Consider the following 18970-nt stretch of genomic DNA (forward strand, 5'->3'; position numbering starts at 1 on the left):
TCCTCTGAATACGTCTGTTTATCAATTGGACCTTTGCCGATGAGACCGAATCGCTGACGCCAACCCCCACACGCCGGCAACCAAGATCAGCAGGCCACCCAACACCGCCAGCACCAAGGCCGCCAACGCGCGCGGGTCGGTGCCGCCCATACTCGGCAGCAGGGGAATCGGGAACCAGATGCCGACGATGAGAGCAACCACGCCGAGAAACAGCGGCAACAAACTGAGCAAAATGGTCATTCCGCTCAAACCGGTGGGTTGCGGGGACGGCTCCCACACGGGTTGCCCAGGCACATCACGTGGCACGTGGATGTACGACCCGGAACCTTGCCCGTCCACGAAATAACCCGGACTGGAATTGCTAGCGGCTTGATCATAACTTGCAGTATTTTGATAGTCCTCTGGATGTTCCTGCTCGCTTGAGGTATTCCGCGAACCATCCGACGCATCCCAATACTGGTTCGCGTCTCCGTTGATGTCATCTCCGGCAACGCTTGCTTGGCTATTATCCGCATTACCGATACTCGGGTTATCAGGACCCAAACCAGCAGTACCGGAATTGACAGCGTCCAGATTATCTACATCAGGATTACCGATATCAGAATTATCAGGACCCAGCTTAGTTGTACCTAAACTGTCGGCATCCCGGTTGGCAGTACCCGGATTACCAATATCAGGATTAGCGCTACCCAGCTTAGTTGTGCCCGAATTGGCGGTATCCCGATTGTCGGCATCCAGATTGGCAGCCACCGCTTCATCGGCCGCCCCTATTGCCTCATCAGACGAATCCGTCGGCTCCCCCGTCACTATCTTCACTTCGGCAGTCACCGTATCTGCGTCAAACTGCCCGGGTTCGGCACCTTGGTTTTCGGATTGGCCGAGATCAACGGCATCAACCTCGGCTTCAGTAGCATTGTCAGTCATACCATCTGGCTCATTGCCATCCCCGATATTGGCTACGTTGTTTTCCTTGTTTGGCATGTCGCTCATTTGACCTGCTCCTTGCTGAACCGCGCATACGTCGGCACGGTGCTTTCTTTCGGATATTGCACCGTCACTCGCCCTTCGACGATATAGGGTGCGTCAATGGTGAGCTCAGGACCACCTTTCGGCATCTTGGCATGGTTATTCGAGAAGAACCACTCATAGTCTTTGGATGAACTGATACCGTGTTGGAATTCAAGGCGGCTATAGCTGTTCCCTCCTACACCAATCTGGGAACCACGACCGATGGCGACATAACCACTGCCCAATGATTTGGTGCCAGTGGCCAAATCGTCGCCAAGCCATGCCCCCATACCGAAACTGCCGTCACAGAAGCCAAAGCAGAACCTGTCACCCTGACCACCATCATTCTCGCTGCTGTAATAGTCGTTGTCTTCATCATCGGTATCGTCATCCTCATCAGAATCGCAACCGAAACTTTCGTCATATTCACTGCCATCACTGGATTTGGCATGCCTGTGCGTGCAGGAGACCGGCAGTGTGGAAGCCGAGCGATTCAAGAACCCATGCAGACCACTTGGCTCGGTCAAGGCACTCTGCTCGTTCGCGCCATCAATGGACGAGGCGGATTCAACATTAGCGCCTCGAGTATCTTGCCTCATGAACCAAGAGGATTGAGAAGAGACATTCGGTTCCTCTGGTTTGTCGGGTTTAGTGGGCTCCGCAGGAGTACTTGGTTTAGAGGTCTTCGCATCGGCATGTCGTTTCTGGGCCTCAGCACGTATGTCGGCATTCGTGCCATGACTGAGTCGGTAGGAGCAACCAGCAGGCAATGTGACATATACCGTCGATTGCTGCACCGTCAGATCGATGCGGCCAGTCGGGCAGCCGGACTGGACCTTGCTGCCGTCGTTCAACTCGACCTCATGAGTACCGTTGGCTGCCTGATACTCGCTCATATCGATGTTGACGACATCGTTGTCAAGGCGATTCCCTTTGAACGCCATTCCTTGGTTCAGCTGCGAGAGCTGAGTCTTGTCGCTGCCATCAAGCGCTTTGAAACCGGTCACGTTCACGCTTTGGTAAGAGGTGTCCACACGGTTCATATCGCTGAGTACATAGGAATAGCCGATGTCGGAGCTGATAAGCGTGACGGCCACGATGGCCGCGATCCACATCAATGGATGCAACCCTCCAGCACGCCTGCCCGTCATGCCAAGCAAGGCGATGACGACGCCGAGCGCCAACAGCACACCCGCAATCCAGATGGTGCCCATCTTGAAGATGGATCCGAGATAGCCGCCCTCGCTCACACACACAATCGCGACGATGGCACCGGAAAGGATGATGGCGCCCAGCATGAACAGGACAAGAACGAACCCAGCCGGCTTGCGACGGACACGCTTCTTCGCACGCACCCCAGCGACAGCTTGAGGATATGGTTGCGGCTGTTGGTACGCAGGATCATATGGTTCAGCCATATAGGTAGGAGGCTCACCAAGCCCATCCGCGGTGCGATCAGCTGACCAATTGAATGAATTGGCACCGTCATTCACTGGTCGCGGAGCACCACTTCCTTGCACGTCTTCCCTAACTGTATCGCTGGAGACGCGAAAGGACTGATCTCTCGATCCTTCATCGGATTGACCCCGGAACGCTTCCGACCGAGCCTCACCCCCGCCAAAATTCGTAGCATTGGTGTTGAAGGTGTTGGCGTCTGGCATGGGCGGCTGCCAGCCCCCTCCCTGAGGCGGATTAGGGCCATAGGGACCAGCTGAGGGCTGATTGGGCGCTCCCCGTCCTCCGGTTCCGGCCCCACCATTGTGATCTTGCACGCGGTGTTGCAGGCTGTTGACCATGACCAACAGCACACCGACGGCAATCACCGCCAGCAACACCCCAATGCCGGGCGAGGCAAAGGCGATGAGGATGAAGATGATGGGCCCCAGCAACGACCACTGCCAGTGACCATATGCCAGCTCCTCACCGGAAATCCTGCCATCTCGGCAATCGGGCAGCAACACCCATCCGGCCGCGTAGAAGGCCGCCCCGAAGCCAAACACCAAGGTGGATGCCGCCACAATCGCCCGCACAAAGATCGGACTGAGGCCATAGCGCACCGCGATGCCGTCGCACACGCCAGCAATCCATCGGTTGTTGCCGCGCATCAACCCGCTGGAGCGAATCCAAGCGAAGAAATGGTCGATCTTCTCATGCCTTGGAGGCACCGGACCTTGACCGCCCTGGTAATTTTGCGGGCCTGGCGCGGCCCCCGCATACATGTTGTCGTTGTTCATAGTGCCATTACACCATGCCGACACTCGCGAAAGGGTCAGGGAACACCCTGATTCAACCCTGATTTTTCGACGAATACCCATGAACATGTCAGATTTCGGGCACAATGGAAGCATGAGACCAACAAACCGATCCACGCGAGGGCAACAGCCGGGGCAACCGTACCCCGACTCGTCAGCCCGTGGATACGGCTATGGCCCCAATGGCCACTCCTCAAACGAATACGGCCGTTATGGTTATCAAGGAAACAACTACCCAGGGCAATCCGCGTTCCCCGCTCCCGTTCGTCAACGGCTGCCGCTGCTCAGGCCGAAAAACAAGCGTATGCTCTGCGGGGTGTGCCGGGGATTGAGCCTGCATCTGGGCATCCCGGTAGCGGTCATCCGAATGGCGTTCATCGCCCTGACCTTCCTGTTCGGCTCAGGCATCGCCGCCTATATCTTCTTGTGGGTGTTCGTGCCAGCGGGCGATCCGGTGGCCGTCTACCAAGCCCAACAGCAAGCCAGTCAGGGGCCGCTCGCCCGTGGCAATCTGGCCTATCCTGGAGCGAACCAAGACTTCTATGGTGGCAACGCCGGTTACCAAAACGGCGCGGATATCGGAAGCTCCAACTCTAACATCGTGAATCCCGCAGCTGAAGCAGGAATTGACAACCATCAAGACGAGCGACGATGTAAAAGAGAGGAGAAGGGCAATCGTCAGCAATACGGACACCCTGAGAACACTCCTCAGAATTCGTCGGCGGATGCAGGCGCTGATGACGGCATCGGCTCGTTTGAGGATATCGGCCAGGCCCTGAAACGAGCCTCGAAACCCTCGTTAATCGCATTGGCCGGGTTGGCCCTTGTTATTCTCGCCATCTTGCTGACGGCCAGTCCTATTCCCGCCGACCTCACCGTTGGCGTGCTCATGGCGTTGTGCGGCATCGGTGTGGCATGGCTCAAGATGAACGCGGCGCGTGGCCAGCTGCCCTATCTGATAGCGGGCATCATCCTCTTGGCCGCCGGCTATATCGTCTGCACGGATTCCACGACATTCCAATTCCACCTTCCGTTCTCCGCAATGGTGGCGGGACTGGCGCTTCTTGCGGGTGTGGGCGTGGCGTTGGTGCCATTGGGCAACAAGCTCACCCAGGATCTCGGCCGCGAGCGCGCGCTGAAGGAACGCGAGGAGGAGCGGGCCGACATGACGGCCCACCTGCATGATGGCGTCTTGCAAACCCTCGCCCTCATCCAGCTGCACAGCGACGAGCCACAGACCGTTTTCACCCTGGCCCGTGGTCAGGAGCGGGAATTACGTCGTTGGCTCTATCAGGACCGCACCCCACCGGATCGCTCGGTGAGCGCAGGCCTCCACGAGATTGCCGCGCGTATCGAGGATGAGTATCGCAAGCCCATTGAGGTGGTGGCGGTGGGCGACGCACGACCCAGCGCCCAGACCGACGCCTTGCTCAACGCCAGCGAGCAGGCCATGCTCAACGCCGTCCAACATGGCGGCGAACCCATTTCCGTCTATTGCGAGACGGGCGGGAAACTGGTCGAGGTCTTCGTGCGTGACCATGGTGACGGATTCGACGTCGATGCCATCCCCGAAGACAGGCTTGGCATCCGCGAATCAATCATGGGGCGCATCAAACGTCGAGGCGGCTCCGTCGAAATCGTTTCACGGCCCCAATGGGGCACCGAAGTGCGCATGCATATGCCAATCTCGCAGGAGCATTGTGCCGCAGATGACATAATGGCAAGTGAGAGGGGAACTGGAGACGCAGATGAATGACGAGGCGAATACGGGGCTGCTGGGTGCCAAGCAGTCTGACATCAAGGTATCGGATATGGCCGAATCCGCCATATCAGCAACCAGCTCAGGCAAGTACGGTTCGAGAAGCACAGGAAAGACCAGCGCTCCCCGGACGTTCACGGCCCAACCTGATTCCCATCAACCCGATACGGCAAAATCGGACCATCACGATATTCGCATCGCTGTGATCGACGACCACGAGATGTTCCGCGCGGGCGTCATCACGACCCTGAGTCCTTATTTCGCCATCGTCGGGCAAGCCCCCGATGTGGAGGGTTCGGTGGCGATGATCGCCAACACCAAGCCCGATGTCGTGCTGCTCGATGTGCATGTGCCTGGCGGCGAAGGTGGAGGCGGCGCCGAGATACTGGCGAAATCGCAGCCGCTCTCCCCCGATTCCGCGTTCCTCGCCCTTTCCGTCTCGGATTCGCCGAAGGACGTAGGTGCCGTCATCCGCGCCGGAGCACGAGGCTATGTCACCAAGACCATCAGCGGCGACGACCTCATATCCTCGATTATCCAGGTCAACGAGGGCTACGCCGTCTTCTCACCGAAACTGGCTGGCTTCGTGCTCTCGACCTTCCAAGGCACCGAGCCGGCCCAGCACGATGATGAGCTTGACAAGCTCTCCACCCGTGAACAGGAGGTCATGCGTCTCATCGCGCGCGGTTACACCTATAAGGAAATCGCCGCCGAACTATTCATTTCCGTCAAGACCGTCGAGACCCACGTCAGTGCCGTGCTACGCAAGCTCCAGCTCTCCAACCGCACCGAGCTGACCCGCTGGGCCGCCGACCGAAGAATCGTGTGAGAACGTAAAAGTTCAAAGCATTCGGAGTCCCAAATCGGCAACCATATTCCGTTCAGTGCTATCATTTTCCGATATGAGCGAGATGAGAAGCAACGAAGCGGTGATCCCGATCAGGGCGTGAAATGGCTTATCAAAAGAACGACATGAACCGAGCCGAGGGTGGCCCAGACGTGATAACGCCGACCGAAAAGGACAATGCCGGCGACGGACAAAGGTGGTCCGTTATCAACGATCCCACCCTCCCGCAACGCAAGATTGGTGGCACAGACCAGTGACAGCCGACACCACGAAAGACGGCACCATCGAATCCAATGTCAGGAGAACAAACCCATGAAGGAAGACACCAAATCCAGGCTCATATCATTCTGGCAGCGCGCCTTCATCACCACAGTAGCCGTCATCGCCGCCCTGGCGCTCCTGTTCGTCGGGCTTATGGTATGGGTGGGGCACGAATTCGACAAGGGTATGGAACCTCCCCCGCATGAGCCGTTCATCTCCACCTACCGGCGGCACGCCGACATCGTCACCCAGACCGACAGCCTGTTCCTCGACCACCGGTGGGACGTGCAGAAGGCCCTGCAGGGCCACGGCCCCGACATCAAAGCCGACACCGTCGCCGGCCAGATGGACAACACAACCGGCATGATCACCGTCAAAGCCAACGGCTACAAGCTTATATTCTCGCGGCCGGACTCCGATGCAGATGAGCGACGCAGCATCAGAGTCAGCATGTACAGGAGCGACGAAACCGCACCCGCCATGTCCGTCAACATCAGTGTTTACGCGCATGGCACCGCCATCGACGCGAACGAGAAACCCGACGTTGAAAGGAGACTCGGCCTGACCGAGCAGCAGGCCGAGGATATGGCCACGCAAATGGTTCGTCTGGTGCTCGACACCGCCGCGAAAAACTGGCCGAAATGAACCAACAATCACCAGTGATGTCGCCGCAAACTGGCCCCAATAACCTTTCCGAATCTTCCGCCAGTCTTAACCATTTGCATCGGCCGTCACCAAGCCGGCAAGCTGTTCCCGTCATTCCTCCGTATAGGCTTCGGACTGGCATCAGATTCATTCGAACGAAGATTGAGCGGGATTCTTTAAGACTTCCTCGCCGTCGTGCAATTGACGCGAAAACGAGAAATGGGTTCCGGATAGGCTTAGTATCCAGAACCCATTTGCAAAGCGGACAGAGCGAGATTCGAACTCGCGGAGGGTTGCCCCTCAACGGTTTTCAAGACCGTCTCTTTAGACCGCTCAGACATCTGTCCATGAGGCGCATCCGGCTGACACCGAAATGCGCGACTGATGAATTATAGCAACCGCCCGCAGACAGCAGGCGCGTCGCCCTACCAGCGATTATTCAGCAATTGCATCATAAGCAAGCCTCCAGCAAGCACCAAATGGCTCAACAATGGCGAAACTATAGAGACGCGCCATAAACAAGCCGCTGACCAAGCCCAAGCGGCTTGAAAATGGCGGAATGACGGAAAGCGCCATAGACGGGCCGCTGAACGATTGTCAGCGAGCTTGTTTATGGCGCTTTTGAACGATGAGAACCCGATGCGGGGCTACGCTACGCGACGGAAGCCGTCACGCCTCCCACTTGGTGGGCTCAATGACCTCGCGGCCGCCCATGTAGGGGCGCATGGCCTTCGGAATCTCGATGGAGCCATCCTTCTGCTGATGGTTCTCGAGGATGGCGACGAGCCAACGCGTGGTGGCCAGCGTGCCGTTCAGCGTGGAGACCGGGCGGGTGGATCCGTCCTCGGTGCGCTCACGAATGTTGAGACGACGGGCCTGGTACTCGGTGCAGTTCGAGGTGGACGTGAGCTCGCGGTAGCGGCCCTGCGTCGGCACCCAAGCCTCGTTGTCGAACTTGCGCGCGGCGGAGGAGCCGAGATCGCCGGCGGCGGTGTCGATGGTGCGGTAGGGCACCTCGACCTTGGCCAGCATCTGCTCCTCCATGCCGAGCAGCTGCTTGTGCATCTCGCGGGATTCCTCCTGCTTGCAATAGACGAACATCTCCACTTTGTCAAACTGGTGGACGCGGATGATACCAGAAGTGTCCTTGCCCGCGGCACCGGCCTCGCGACGGTAGCAGCTCGACCAGCCACAATACTTCAGGGGGCCATCGCCAAGGTCGAGAATCTCGTCCTCGTGCATACCGGCCAGCGGCACCTCGGAGGTGCCCACCAAATACTGGTCGTCAGGTTCGCGCAAACGATAGATCTCGTCGGCGTGAGAGTTCAAGAAGCCGGTTCCGGCCATGACCTCGGGGCGCACGAGCGTCGGCGTGATCGCCAAGGTGAAGCCGTTCGCTTCGGCCTGGTCGACGGCCATGGTGAGCATCGCGATCTGCATGCGGGCCACGGCGCCGCGCAGGAAGTAGAAACGCGAGCCGGAGACCTTGACGCCACGGCGCATGTCGATGCCGGCCACGCCCACACCGAGCGTGAGATGGTCCTTGGGCTCGAAGCCCTCGGCCTTGAAGTCGCGCGGCGTGCCGACCTTCTGCACCACCACGTAGTCGTCCTCGCCACCTTCGGGAGCCTCGGGCTCGACGATGTTGGAGAACTGCCACATGGCCTTGGTGTAGGCCTCGGAGGCGTCGTCGGAGACCTTCTTGTATTCGGCGACCTTGTTGGCCAGGTCCTTGGTCTGCGCAATCAGCGCGGCCTTCTCATCGGGCGCGGCCTGGGCGACCTTCTTGCCCATGGCCTTCTGGCTGGCGCGCGCCTCCTCATACGACTTCAGCGCGGAACGGCGGGTCTCGTCCTGCTTCAGGACCTCGTCGACCAGTTCGACGGATTCGCCTCGCTTGCGCTGAGATTCGCGCACGACATCGGGATGTTCACGGATAAATTGGATATCAAGCATGTCTATAAGCCTACTTGTCTAAAGGGACACCCTCGTGGTGCCCGACCCGGCCGACGCCCACGCGGTATCGGCTATTTTCCGGCCTTGGTGTTGGACTTGGCCTTGGCTTTGAGCCTCAGAACAGCGCAATGATGTTGTAGAAGATGGCGCTCACCGCGATCACGCCGACCACGACGATGAACACGTTGCTGATCTTGTGAGAGTATTTCTTGAGCGCCGGCACCTTGTGGACGCCGTACATCGGCAGCAGCAGGAGCACGAAGGCGATAAGCGGGCCGGCCATGGTCTCGATCATGCCAATGGCAGAGGGATTGGCCCAGGCCACCAGCCAGCAGGCGAGGAACATGAAGACGCTGACGGCCACGCGCAGCGGCTTGCGCTCGATGACCACATGACGGGTGTGCGCCACCTTGCGGATGATGCCGCCGAGCCCCTCCTCGACGCCGAGGTAGTGGCCGAGGAACGCCTTGAAGATGCAGACGAACGCGGTGATCGAGGCGATCCACGAGATGGCCGGGGTGCCCATCATGTTGGCCAGGTAGCTCAGGATGGAGACGTTCTGCGCCTTGGCCTTCACCAAATCGCCAGGCGTCAGGGCGAGGTCGCTGCTCAGCACGAAGAAGAGCACGACGGTGACCATCATGGGCTCGCCGACCTTCAAGATCTTGCCGATCTTGGCGTCCGCGTTCTCGCCATAGCGCCCGCGCACGTGCACGGAGAACGAGGAGATGATGGCGGAATGGTCGAACGTGAGCACGATGACCGGCATCAAGAGCCACAGCGCGAAGATCAGCTGCCCGAAATCGAAGCCGCCGGAAGCGTTGCGCGGCACGCTGGTGAGCATCGACGGGTTCCAGCGCGGGATGAGGTAGAGCGCGAAAATCACCAGAACGGCGATGACCGGCCATGTCATCCAGCTCATCACGCGGGTGACCACCCCGGCGCCGCAGACCACAATCAGAATCAGCGCGGCGATCAGCACCAGGGAAAGCAGCCAGCGGTGCGGGGCCGACATGTGCAGCTGGTTGACGATGAAGCTTTCGGCAGTGTTGGTGATCGAGACCGAATACATCAAGAGGATGACCAGCACCTCGATGAAGTAGATGATGGTGAAGACCATGCCGAAGCCGAAGCCGAAATGCTGCTCGACCACGTCGGTGATGTCGTCGCCGGGGTTCTTGGCCGAAAGCACGAAGCGGCACATCGCCCGGTGCGCGAAATAGGCCAGCGGATAGGCGACGGCCAGCATGAGCAGGATGCCGATGATGCCCGCACCGCCAGCGTCGATGGGCAGGAAGAGCACGCCCGCGCCGATCGCCGTGCCGAAAAGGCTCAGCATCCATCTGATGTCACGGCCGTGCCATTTGAGCGCCTCGGCCCTGCCGCCGCTGGTCGACTGGCTCACATCCACCCGCTCGCCGCCGGCCGGTTTCGTTGAGACATCCGGTTTTGTCGTCATGACAATGCCACTTTCCCTTTTGTTTTTATTTGATTGTTGTGCTTTGTTGTGCTTTGTTGTGCTTTGTTGTGCTTTGTTGTGCTTGTTTGGTTGCGATTCACGATTATCACCGATGATTGTTGCGTCGGCAAGACGGTTTCCGTAACATTGTCCGCGATATTCGCCACTATTCCCTAAAACGATTGACGGTAATCCTTGGGATTCTTCGGCGGTCTCCTGAACGGACTTTCCGGAAATAAGCGTCAGCGACGCGAACTAATGTCGAGCCACGAGCCGGAACCGGTGCAACGGCTGGAAGACGACCACGAACGCGATCGACCCGACTGGTCGAGAATGCCCAGAACCGGCATCGACTCATCGACGCGCAACACACCGATGGCGCGGCGGTCGAGAGTTCGCAGGTTGAGCATGGTTTTGAGGATAACTTTGCCGCGCAACCCTCGCAAACAGGGTGACACATTGTGAGACAGGCCCGCGAAAACCGATGGCACCGCAAACCATTCACGCCGGAAAAGACGCGGGGCGACGCGTGTAGGATTCGTTCATTTTTGCACCTTTGTAAGGCATGTCGTCGAGAAAGCGCGACACAATAAAGACATGTCTGGTACTGTGCTCATCGTCATCGCCGCGATCATCTGCCTCATTGTCGTGGCGGTCGTGGCGCTGCTGGCCTGGCGCGCCTACAAGCGCCGCAAGCGTGTGGAGAAGCTCAACGAACGCGACGACGACCAGGTGAGATACGCCTTCATCGTCAACCCCTCGAAGCCCCAGGCCGACAAATCGCGGAGGCACATCGAGGAGTTCTGCCACGCCCGCGGCATCAAAGACATCGAGTTCATCGAAACCACGCTGGAGCACGACGGACGCGCCTGCGCATTGGACGCTCTGGACCACGGCGCCGACGTGCTGGTGGCGGTGGGAGGCGACGGCACCGTGCGCACCGTGGCGAGCGCCATCAGCGGCACCGGCCACACGCTGGGCATCGTGCCAATCGGCACCGGCAACCTCTTCGCGCGCAACATGGGCATCCCCATCGACGACATCGACGCGGCGCTCACCGTGGCCATCTCGCGTGGCGAGCGCATGGTCGACATGGGGCGCATGGCCCTGCTGGACCGCGACGACCAGACCCACGCCCACGCCTTCCTCATCATCGCGGGCATCGGCTTCGACGCCGACATGATCGAGGACACGGACCCGGAGCTCAAGAAGAACATCAGCTGGCTGGCCTATTTCGCCGGGGCCATGAAGCATCTCTTCGCGCCGAAATACCGCGGCACCATCACCATCACCAGCCCCGACGGCACCGCCCGCACCATCACCAACGTGCATTTCCGCACGATGATGGCGGGCAATTGCGGCCAGATTCCGATGTTCTCACTGATGCCCGACGCCTCCTTCGACGACGGCCTGCTCGATTTCGAGATCATCGACACCTCCGGCGGCATCCTCGGCTGGGCCAACCTCTTCGGCGACGTGATGCACCAGACCATCACCGGCAAGGCGCAGCAAAGCCCCATCTCCACCAACTCGACCATGGACCAGATCCAGGGCACGCAGGCCGAGGTGCGGCTCGAGAAGCCGGCGCTGGCCGAGGTGGACGGCGACATGCTCGGCGAATCGAGCCACATCCGTTTCAGCATCGAGCCGAAGTCGCTGTGCGTGCGCGTGCCGTCGAAAGAGGCCATCAGCTAAGGGCTCTAGGGGCCTGCCAGAGCCGGTCAGTAATCAGCTGGCGCTCAATTCGCAATCGGTTCGGTGGCGAAACGGCTCAATTATTGAAAGTCGTTTCGCCTTATTACCTTATTATTTCGCGCGTTTCGCCCTATTTCGCATACCCCGTCAACTCAAGCCTGCCCTTGACATACTCGCCGATATACACCGCCTTCGTGCCGTCAAAGCCCTGCTTCTTCACTTCCCCATCGAGCCAATCCTCGTCATGGCCGATGGCGTCGAGCACGTCGGCCGAGACCTGCCCGTCGACGATCAGCGGCATGCGCAGCGACTCCTCGCCATATTGAATGACCGTAAGCTGGCCGCTCTGCTCGAAGTAGGCCTTGCGCACCTTGGAGATCTCGTAGACGCCTTGCGAGCGCAGCTTGAGCATGAGGTCGTTGGCCGAGACGCCGGCGCGCATGCAGGTGGCGACGTCCACCTTGCCGCCCGAGATCAGCACGACCGGGCCGCCGTCGATGACCTTCTTGACGAACCGGTTGTGCTCCTTGGCGAACTTGATGATCATGCACAACAGCGTCCAGGTGATGAGCACGAAGAGGAAGTCGAGCACGGTGATCTGCTCGTTGTAAATCACGCCGCCGATGATGGCGCCGAGCACGTAGTTCTGGATCTGGTCCATGGCGCTGGTGGGCGCGAGGTTGGATTTGCCGAAGAGGTTGATGTGGACGATGAGGAAGACGATGCCCACGACGAGTTTGATGACGAGTGTTGTGCTGATGAGCATGATGAAAGTCCTTATCTACTTATACTTGCAATCACGATAATCAAAATTGGATGGTTGTATCGGCCGAATACGTGGTTCCTGCTGCTAACCGGTCAATCCTGCTGGTTTTCGTATATTTAGGACCGCCGAAACGTACGTTTTCCAGCTCGATTGACCGGTTAGCAGCAGCATCCCGTGGCGCGGCCGCGGCTGGCATGATCCTCACTCACTGCTCCACTTTGATGTCGGTGAGCATGTGGGTCTCGGTGAGACGGTAGGCGGTGTAGTCCGTGTTGAGTGTCACCGTGTAGTATTTCTTGCCGATCTTGACGATGACGTCCTGGTTCAGGTATTTCGAGTTGACCAGAACGTCCTTCTGCGAGACGTGTTTCTCCTTGGCGACGTGCTGCACGAAGCTGACCATCTGCTCGCTTTTGGCGCTGGCCGTCTCACTTTGCCGGTATTGCGTGTAGCCGCCGCCGAAGACCAGCGCCACCAGCAGCAGCGCGATGATGCCGAGGTCGCGGTATTTGGTCTTGAGCCGGTGACGCAGGTAGAGCACGGTGAACGCCACCAGCGCCACGCACAGCGCGATGATGACGGAGAAACGGATGAGTTGGTTGATGCCGTGCTGGTTTTGCAGGTAATCGATGCCGTAGAAGGTCATGGAGTGCCTCGAACTGTTGGGTTGCGGAATTCTCTCGTGTTCCATCGTAGAATCGCGCCGATACCACGGGCCTGTTTGGCGCTGATAGAAAAATTTATATGACATTTTCCAGCGCTTTAACCGAAAAGGCACCACGCCGCCAAGCCCCAACCCGCACGATTCGCTTCGCATTCCCAGCCGTCGCCACTGCCACCGCCAGCACCATCACGGCTCGTCGGCCCCACCTCATCCGCCGCTCATGGTGTGGAAGCTGTCGGCAACTTCGCAAAGCCGCACCTTCATGGCCCCGACGTGGCACAATGGAGATATGGTAGCAACAAATGCGGGCAAACCCGCCACACAGAAGGACCTCATCGACGTTGACGAGGTCATCGGTAAGTATTACGACAACGTCCCCGACCCGGCCGACCCGGCGCAACGCGTCTCCTTCGGCACCTCGGGGCACCGCGGCTCATCGCTCAAGACCTCGTTCAACGAGGCGCATATCGTCGCGATCTCGCAGGCCATCGCGGAATACCGCAAGAAGGCGGGCGTCACCGGACCGCTTTATCTCGGACGTGACACCCACGCGCTTTCGGAACCGGCGATGAAGACCGCGATTGAGGTTCTGGTCGCCAATGGCGTGACTGTGCGCATCGATTCGCGCGATGACTTCGTGCCCACGCCTGTTATCTCACATGCGATTTTGACCCATAACCGCGCCGCCGACGGCTCACAGCGTTTCGAGGGCGACGGACTTGCCGACGGCATCGTCGTGACGCCTTCGCACAACCCGCCCACCGACGGCGGCTTCAAGTACGACCCGGTCACCGGCGGCCCGGCCCCGGCCGAGGCGACCGAAGCCATCGCCAACCGCGCCAACGAGCTGCTCGGCTCGTTCCACGACGTTAAGCGCGTGCCCTACGACGAGGCCATCAAGTCTCCGCTGGTGGAACGCTTCGACTATCGCGACCACTATGTTTCCGACCTCGGCGACGTCATCGACTTCGACCTCATCCGCTCCTCCGGCGTGAGGCTTGGCATCGATCCGCTCGGCGGCGCTTCCGTGAATTACTGGCCGCTGATTAATGAGAAGTACGGATTGAATATCGGTGTGGTCCGCCCCGACGTGGACCCGACCTGGCGGTTCATGACCATCGACCACGATGGCAAGATACGCATGGACCCGAGCTCGCAGTATGCGATGAAAGGCCTCGTGGACGAACTCAACGGCGGCGCGTGGAGCAAGTACGATCTCGTCGGCGGCACCGACCCCGACGCCGACCGCCACGGCATCGTCTGCCCCGACTGGGGTGTGATGAACCCGAACCACTACCTCGCCGTGTGCATCGCCTATCTCTTCGGCGGCGCGCGCCCCGGCTGGCCCAAGGGCACCGGCGTGGGCAAGACGCTCGTCTCGTCCTCGCTGATTGACCGCGTGGCCGCTTCCATCAACGCGCCGCTGGTCGAGGTGCCGGTCGGCTTCAAGTGGTTCGTTGATCCGCTCTTCACCGGCAAGGTCGCGTTCGGCGGCGAAGAAAGCTCCGGCATGAGTTTCTTGCGTCGCGACGGCCGCGTGTGGACCACCGACAAGGACGGCATCATCCCCGACCTGCTGGCAGCGGAAATCACCGCGAAGACCGGCAAGAACCCGGCGCAGCTCCATCAGGAGCAGGTCGCCAAGTTCGGCGAAAGCTGGTACAAGCGCGTCGATACGCCGACCACGCTCGAGCAGAAGCAGAAGTTCGCAGGCCTCTCCCCCGAATCCGTCTCTGCCACCACGCTGGCCGGCGAGGACATCACCGCCAAACTCACCCGTGCACCCGGCAACGACGCACCCATCGGCGGCATCAAGGTGACCACCAAGAACAACTGGTTCGCCGCCCGCCCCTCCGGCACCGAGAACATCTACAAGATCTACGCCGAGTCGTTCGTCTCCCCAGAGGCGCTCGACCAGGTCTTGGATGAGGCCACCGACGTGGTCGATAAGGCGCTCGGCGAATAATTCTCTATAGGAACACTGCACAAGTCGGTAGATAGAAAAACAGGAATGGCGAAATTCCGCGATTCCCAAAAACCTATCTACCGACTTGTTGTTTGTTGCAGCCCAAATCTGATTCAAGTTTAAAAATATTTTTTAACTTATCGATTTCTCACCCAAATATAAAACGCACTTTACATTTACCCAAATTAGGGCAAAAGTATAAAACGCATTTTACATTTATCTGAAAATCCAATAAAAGCAGAACTGGTTCCTCTTTTCAATTTCGCCGGCAAAACGTAGGCTGGGAGCTATGACTATCACGGTTTCTACGGACGGCAGCGCACTCGGCAACCCCAACGGGCCCATGGGTTGGGCTTGGGCGGATCACGCGTCGAACGCGGCGCGGACGCCCGGCCACCAGCATGACGGCGACAGCGACGCGGGCGGCGCCACCAACGGCACCAATCAGATCGGCGAGCTGTGCGCGGTGCTCGAGGCGCTGCGGGCGCACCGCGGGGCCGAGCCACTGACCATCGAGACGGACTCGCAGTACGCCATCAACTGCTCCACCAAGTGGGTGCACGGCTGGAAGAAAAACGGCTGGAAGAACTCGCAGAAGAAGCCGGTGAAGAACGCGCCGCTCATCAAGGCAATCGACGCCGAGATCGGCCGCCGCGAAGGGCCGGTGAGGTTCGTGTGGGTCAAAGGGCACAACGGCAACCCAGGCAACGAGAAGGTCGACGACCTCGCCCACACCTACTCCGGCGACGCGCGCAGCGGGGTGAAAGACGGCTATTTGCCGCTTGAGGGCTGGCAATCGCTGCTCGCCTCGGCCTACGCGAAAGGTGTGGATATTCCGGCCGACGCGAAGATGCTGATTGACGGCAAGATTACCGAGGAGCAATATCATCTCGGGCGCGGAGCGAACTCGGGTGATGACGCTGACGATGACTGGAACGATGAGGACGATTACGGCGAGAATGATGGCGCGGATTACGGTGCGGATAATGACGCGGGATTGAGTCGTAGCGCCGACAATCATGACAACCAGAATGACAACGACGGCCGCCACAGCGATGACAACGCTAGTGGCAATCATCGTGAAAACGGTTCGGCACATCGGCCGTCACTCGCCGAACGACTGTCGGAACCGGAGGATGTGCCGGAATACGATTTCGGCTCGCGCAAGCCGATCGTGGCCCATCACCGCGCTGCTGAAAACGACGAGGCTTCCGCCGGTGAATCCTATGACGACGCGGATTGGGTGAGCCAGTCGAAGGACTTGGACGATTCGAACCGACCGGGCCATACAGTTGCGGCGAATCGTTCGGACATGACGTCACGTACCAAAGATTCCAACGATTCCAACAATCCCAACGATCTGGAAACGCTTGTACCACCAGAAACGGCAGCCGATACAAGCGCTTTCGACCAATATCAAAACCTGGACGGTTCCATAGAACCAGTCGATTCGGAAGATTCAACTGATTCAGCCCATTCAGCCGATTCGGAAGACTCAGACGAGTCCGAGGAATCAGCCGGCCTGAACAACGCGGCAGGGACCGCGGAATCAAGCCACTCCGATGAGCACCGTGGATTCGATAATTCGGATAACACCCGGAAGCAAGACGGTTCAGCCGATTCGGACGAATCTGACGAGTCCGCCAATCTGGCCAATTCTGACGAGCGCGGCGACTCGGCCAATTCCAACGAATCCCATGACGGCGATACGTCAACCGACTCATCGCGACCAAACGATTCAAGTGAATCAGCCAGCTCGGCCGAGACAATCACATCGCGTGGCAATGCAACCAGCAACGCGGGAGCCTCCCACAACCCAGTAACGCAACCCGACAACCCAGCAACGCAACCCGACAAGCCACAACCTCGCCCGCAGCAGCCAACCTACCTGCCCAGCGGCCTGACGGTGAATGGCACGTTATGCTTCTCCCCCGCCCCGTGCACGAGTCCGACCTTCGACGGCAAGCCGCGCCGCATCCGTGGCGTCATCGCCATCGATGGCTACGTGGCCGGCGACGGCGCGATCACCCTGAACGGGGCCCCGTTCCTGATCGCCAACAACCGGCGGAGCGATAACTAATAATCCCCACAAAAACCGCGGAATACCAACCATCCGGAACCATATAAAGACACTCGGAACTTCACGTCGTTCACCTCGACGCAAAGCCTCGCCGAAAGTATTGCAACCCCGATAGTATGGCAACGGAAGCCCGCCACGGGTTGGCCGGGCAAAGCGCTTAACAAAGGAGCAAGATGGATAAGCAAGAGCAAGACGCGCTGAAAAAGGCGGCCGGCATCGAAGGCGCCAAGTTCATCAAAGACGGCATGATCGCGGGCCTCGGCACCGGTTCGACCGTGCGGTTCCTGGTCGATGAGCTCGGCCGCCGCACGCAAGAGGAGGGCCTCAAGTTCACGGGCGTCACCACCTCGCGCCGCACCGCCAAGCAGGCCGAAGGCTACGGCATCAAGATCGTCGACATCGATGACGTGGACCACATCGACCTGACCATCGACGGCGCCGACGAGGTGGACAGCAACTTCAACGGCATCAAGGGCGGCGGCGCGGCGCTGCTCTGGGAGAAGATCGTCAACGAGAACTCGAACTACAACATCTGGATCGTCGACGAGTCCAAGGTGGTCGACACCATCGGCCGGTTCCCGCTGCCCGTCGAGGTCATCCCGTTCGGCTCGCGCCACGTCATCGACAAATTCGAGGCGAAGGGCTACAAGCCCGTGCTGCGCAAGAACGTGGACGGCACCGAGGTGCGCACCGACGAGAACAACTTCATCGTCGACCTGCATCTGGAGCGCATCGACCACCCGGAGGAGCTGGCCGAGGACCTCATCAACACGGTCGGCGTCGTGGAGCACGGCCTCTTCCTCAACCGCGTCGACAAGGTGATCGTCGGCAACCCGAACGGCCCGCGCGTACTCACCGTCTCCGAGGAGTAATCCAGGGAGTAAGGTGCTGGGATTGGTCGCTTGATCGCCTGGTTAATCGGTTGACCAGATCGCGTTGGCCAGCCTTCACGTACGAAACCGGTACACGGCTTGATTCACAAGCCCGTACCGGTTCTTTTGTATCCACTACCCCATTGCGTTTGCGACGCCAACACCCCACTAAGCGTCACATCTGCAATATGACAGAAAAATGGTTGCGTTTGCGACGGTAACACCTCAATTAGCGTCACAAACGCAACTCACAACCGTTGCCCAGTTGCATTCGTGACACTAAACCCATCTTCTGCGTCACATCCGCAACCAACACAGTTGCGTTTGCGACGCCAACGCCCCACTTTGCGTCGCATCTGCAATGTGGCAAAGAAAAACGGTTGCGTTTGCGACACCAACACCTCAATTAGCGTCACAAACGCAACAATTACCGTTAGCTGGTCGCATTCATGCACTACATCCACTGTTTGCGTCGCAAACGTAACCCACACCATCGGCCAGTTGCATTCGTGACACTAAACACATCTTCTGCGTCACATCCGAAACCAATACAGTTGCGTTTGCGACGCCAACACCTCACTAAGCGTCACGTCCGCAACACAACAGTTACATTCGTGACGCTAATGCCCCACTTTGCGCACATCTGCAACCCACACAATTAGTCGGTTGCGTTCGCGACGGTAACAACCCACTTTGCGTCGCATCTGCAACTCAATCGACCCGTTGCGTTTGCGACGCCA

Annotated in this window: 13 protein-coding genes, 1 tRNA gene and 1 pseudogene; 7 read left to right on the plus strand and 8 right to left on the minus strand. The window is 59.1% G+C overall.

The annotated features are described in order from the left end of the window. Nucleotides 1-21: 21 nt before the first annotated feature. Both OZY47_RS06310 and OZY47_RS06315 read right to left on the minus strand, forming a co-directional pair. On the minus strand, nt 22-990 hold the full coding sequence (locus OZY47_RS06310) for a hypothetical protein (RefSeq protein WP_277177498.1): 969 nt from the start codon (nt 988-990) through the stop codon (nt 22-24). Next, nucleotides 987-3242 carry a PspC domain-containing protein gene (locus tag OZY47_RS06315; protein ID WP_277177499.1) on the minus strand — a complete coding sequence of 752 codons (2256 nt, stop codon included), beginning with the start codon at nt 3240-3242 and terminating at the stop codon, nt 987-989. The genes OZY47_RS06310 and OZY47_RS06315 overlap by 4 nt, the downstream gene beginning before the upstream one ends. Nucleotides 3243-3354: 112 nt before the next feature. On the opposite strand from OZY47_RS06315, the gene OZY47_RS06320 reads away from it, so the two are divergent. The 3 genes from OZY47_RS06320 (at nt 3355) to OZY47_RS06330 (ending at nt 6772) form a co-directional block, all read left to right on the plus strand. After that, the gene (locus tag OZY47_RS06320; RefSeq protein ID WP_277177500.1) at nt 3355-5016 is read left to right on the plus strand and encodes an ATP-binding protein; all 1662 of its coding nucleotides are present in this window, start codon (nt 3355-3357) and stop codon (nt 5014-5016) included. A gap of 223 nt (nt 5017-5239) precedes the next feature. Further along, nucleotides 5240-5848, plus strand: a complete 609-nt coding sequence (locus OZY47_RS06325) for a response regulator transcription factor (RefSeq protein ID WP_277179196.1) — start codon at nt 5240-5242, stop codon at nt 5846-5848. A 330-nt stretch (nt 5849-6178) separates the two neighbouring features. Continuing rightward, nucleotides 6179-6772, plus strand: a complete 594-nt coding sequence (locus OZY47_RS06330) for a hypothetical protein (RefSeq protein ID WP_277177501.1) — start codon at nt 6179-6181, stop codon at nt 6770-6772. 262 nt (nt 6773-7034) lie between these two features. Here the strand turns inward: OZY47_RS06330 and OZY47_RS06335 are convergent. The 4 genes from OZY47_RS06335 to OZY47_RS06350 form a co-directional block, all read right to left on the minus strand. Beyond that, nucleotides 7035-7119: transfer RNA gene (locus OZY47_RS06335), tRNA-Ser, on the minus strand. 322 nt (nt 7120-7441) lie between these two features. Next, nucleotides 7442-8728, minus strand: coding sequence for a serine--tRNA ligase (gene serS, locus OZY47_RS06340; RefSeq protein WP_277177502.1), 1287 nt, complete (start codon nt 8726-8728; stop codon nt 7442-7444). Between the two features lie 115 nt (nt 8729-8843). Further along, on the minus strand, nt 8844-10187 hold the full coding sequence (locus tag OZY47_RS06345; RefSeq protein ID WP_277177503.1) for a hypothetical protein: 1344 nt from the start codon (nt 10185-10187) through the stop codon (nt 8844-8846). 242 nt (nt 10188-10429) lie between these two features. After that, the gene (locus OZY47_RS06350) at nt 10430-10597 is read right to left on the minus strand and encodes a hypothetical protein (protein ID WP_277177504.1); all 168 of its coding nucleotides are present in this window, start codon (nt 10595-10597) and stop codon (nt 10430-10432) included. A 187-nt stretch (nt 10598-10784) separates the two neighbouring features. Here OZY47_RS06350 and OZY47_RS06355 point away from each other — a divergent pair, with 187 nt between their 5' ends. Continuing rightward, nucleotides 10785-11882 (plus strand): diacylglycerol kinase family protein, encoded by a 1098-nt coding sequence (locus tag OZY47_RS06355; protein ID WP_277177505.1) that lies wholly within the window; start codon nt 10785-10787, stop codon nt 11880-11882. A gap of 130 nt (nt 11883-12012) precedes the next feature. Here the strand turns inward: OZY47_RS06355 and OZY47_RS06360 are convergent, their stop codons facing one another. Together OZY47_RS06360 and OZY47_RS06365 are read right to left on the minus strand one after the other, a co-directional pair. After that, nucleotides 12013-12648 (minus strand): DUF421 domain-containing protein, encoded by a 636-nt coding sequence (locus tag OZY47_RS06360; protein ID WP_277177506.1) that lies wholly within the window; start codon nt 12646-12648, stop codon nt 12013-12015. Between the two features lie 205 nt (nt 12649-12853). Next, a complete protein-coding gene (locus OZY47_RS06365) occupies nt 12854-13339 on the minus strand; it encodes a DUF3290 domain-containing protein (protein WP_277177507.1) in 486 nt (161 codons plus the stop codon). Between the two features lie 262 nt (nt 13340-13601). Here OZY47_RS06365 and pgm point away from each other — a divergent pair, with 262 nt between their 5' ends. From pgm to rpiA, 3 genes and pseudogenes are all read left to right on the plus strand, one after another. Beyond that, a complete protein-coding gene (pgm, locus tag OZY47_RS06370; protein ID WP_277177508.1) occupies nt 13602-15278 on the plus strand; it encodes a phosphoglucomutase (alpha-D-glucose-1,6-bisphosphate-dependent) in 1677 nt (558 codons plus the stop codon). A 289-nt stretch (nt 15279-15567) separates the two neighbouring features. Beyond that, nucleotides 15568-16179, plus strand: a pseudogene (locus OZY47_RS06375) (ribonuclease H); the annotation flags it as partial. Between the two features lie 1352 nt (nt 16180-17531). Continuing rightward, the gene (gene rpiA / locus OZY47_RS06380) at nt 17532-18230 is read left to right on the plus strand and encodes a ribose-5-phosphate isomerase RpiA (protein ID WP_277177509.1); all 699 of its coding nucleotides are present in this window, start codon (nt 17532-17534) and stop codon (nt 18228-18230) included. Nucleotides 18231-18970 lie beyond the last annotated feature (740 nt).

It is taken from the genome of Bifidobacterium sp. ESL0790 (assembly GCF_029395435.1).
In the GTDB taxonomy this organism is placed as follows: Bacteria; Actinomycetota; Actinomycetes; order Actinomycetales; family Bifidobacteriaceae; genus Bifidobacterium.

Bases quoted from the DNA above. Each gene is read 5' to 3' on its own strand.
- OZY47_RS06360 (WP_277177506.1), bottom strand. From the start codon at position 12,648: ATGCTCATCAGCACAACACTCGTCATCAAACTCGTCGTGGGCATCGTC.
- OZY47_RS06310 (WP_277177498.1), bottom strand. From the start codon at position 990: ATGAGCGACATGCCAAACAAGGAAAACAACGTAGCCAATATCGGGGAT.
- rpiA (WP_277177509.1), top strand. From the start codon at position 17,532: ATGGATAAGCAAGAGCAAGACGCGCTGAAAAAGGCGGCCGGCATCGAA.
- OZY47_RS06320 (WP_277177500.1), top strand. From the start codon at position 3,355: ATGAGACCAACAAACCGATCCACGCGAGGGCAACAGCCGGGGCAACCG.
- OZY47_RS06330 (WP_277177501.1), top strand. From the start codon at position 6,179: ATGAAGGAAGACACCAAATCCAGGCTCATATCATTCTGGCAGCGCGCC.
- serS (WP_277177502.1), bottom strand. From the start codon at position 8,728: ATGCTTGATATCCAATTTATCCGTGAACATCCCGATGTCGTGCGCGAA.
- OZY47_RS06355 (WP_277177505.1), top strand. From the start codon at position 10,785: ATGTCTGGTACTGTGCTCATCGTCATCGCCGCGATCATCTGCCTCATT.
- OZY47_RS06350 (WP_277177504.1), bottom strand. From the start codon at position 10,597: ATGCTCAACCTGCGAACTCTCGACCGCCGCGCCATCGGTGTGTTGCGC.
- OZY47_RS06315 (WP_277177499.1), bottom strand. From the start codon at position 3,242: ATGAACAACGACAACATGTATGCGGGGGCCGCGCCAGGCCCGCAAAAT.
- OZY47_RS06365 (WP_277177507.1), bottom strand. From the start codon at position 13,339: ATGGAACACGAGAGAATTCCGCAACCCAACAGTTCGAGGCACTCCATG.
- pgm (WP_277177508.1), top strand. From the start codon at position 13,602: ATGGTAGCAACAAATGCGGGCAAACCCGCCACACAGAAGGACCTCATC.
- OZY47_RS06345 (WP_277177503.1), bottom strand. From the start codon at position 10,187: ATGACGACAAAACCGGATGTCTCAACGAAACCGGCCGGCGGCGAGCGG.
- OZY47_RS06325 (WP_277179196.1), top strand. From the start codon at position 5,240: ATGTTCCGCGCGGGCGTCATCACGACCCTGAGTCCTTATTTCGCCATC.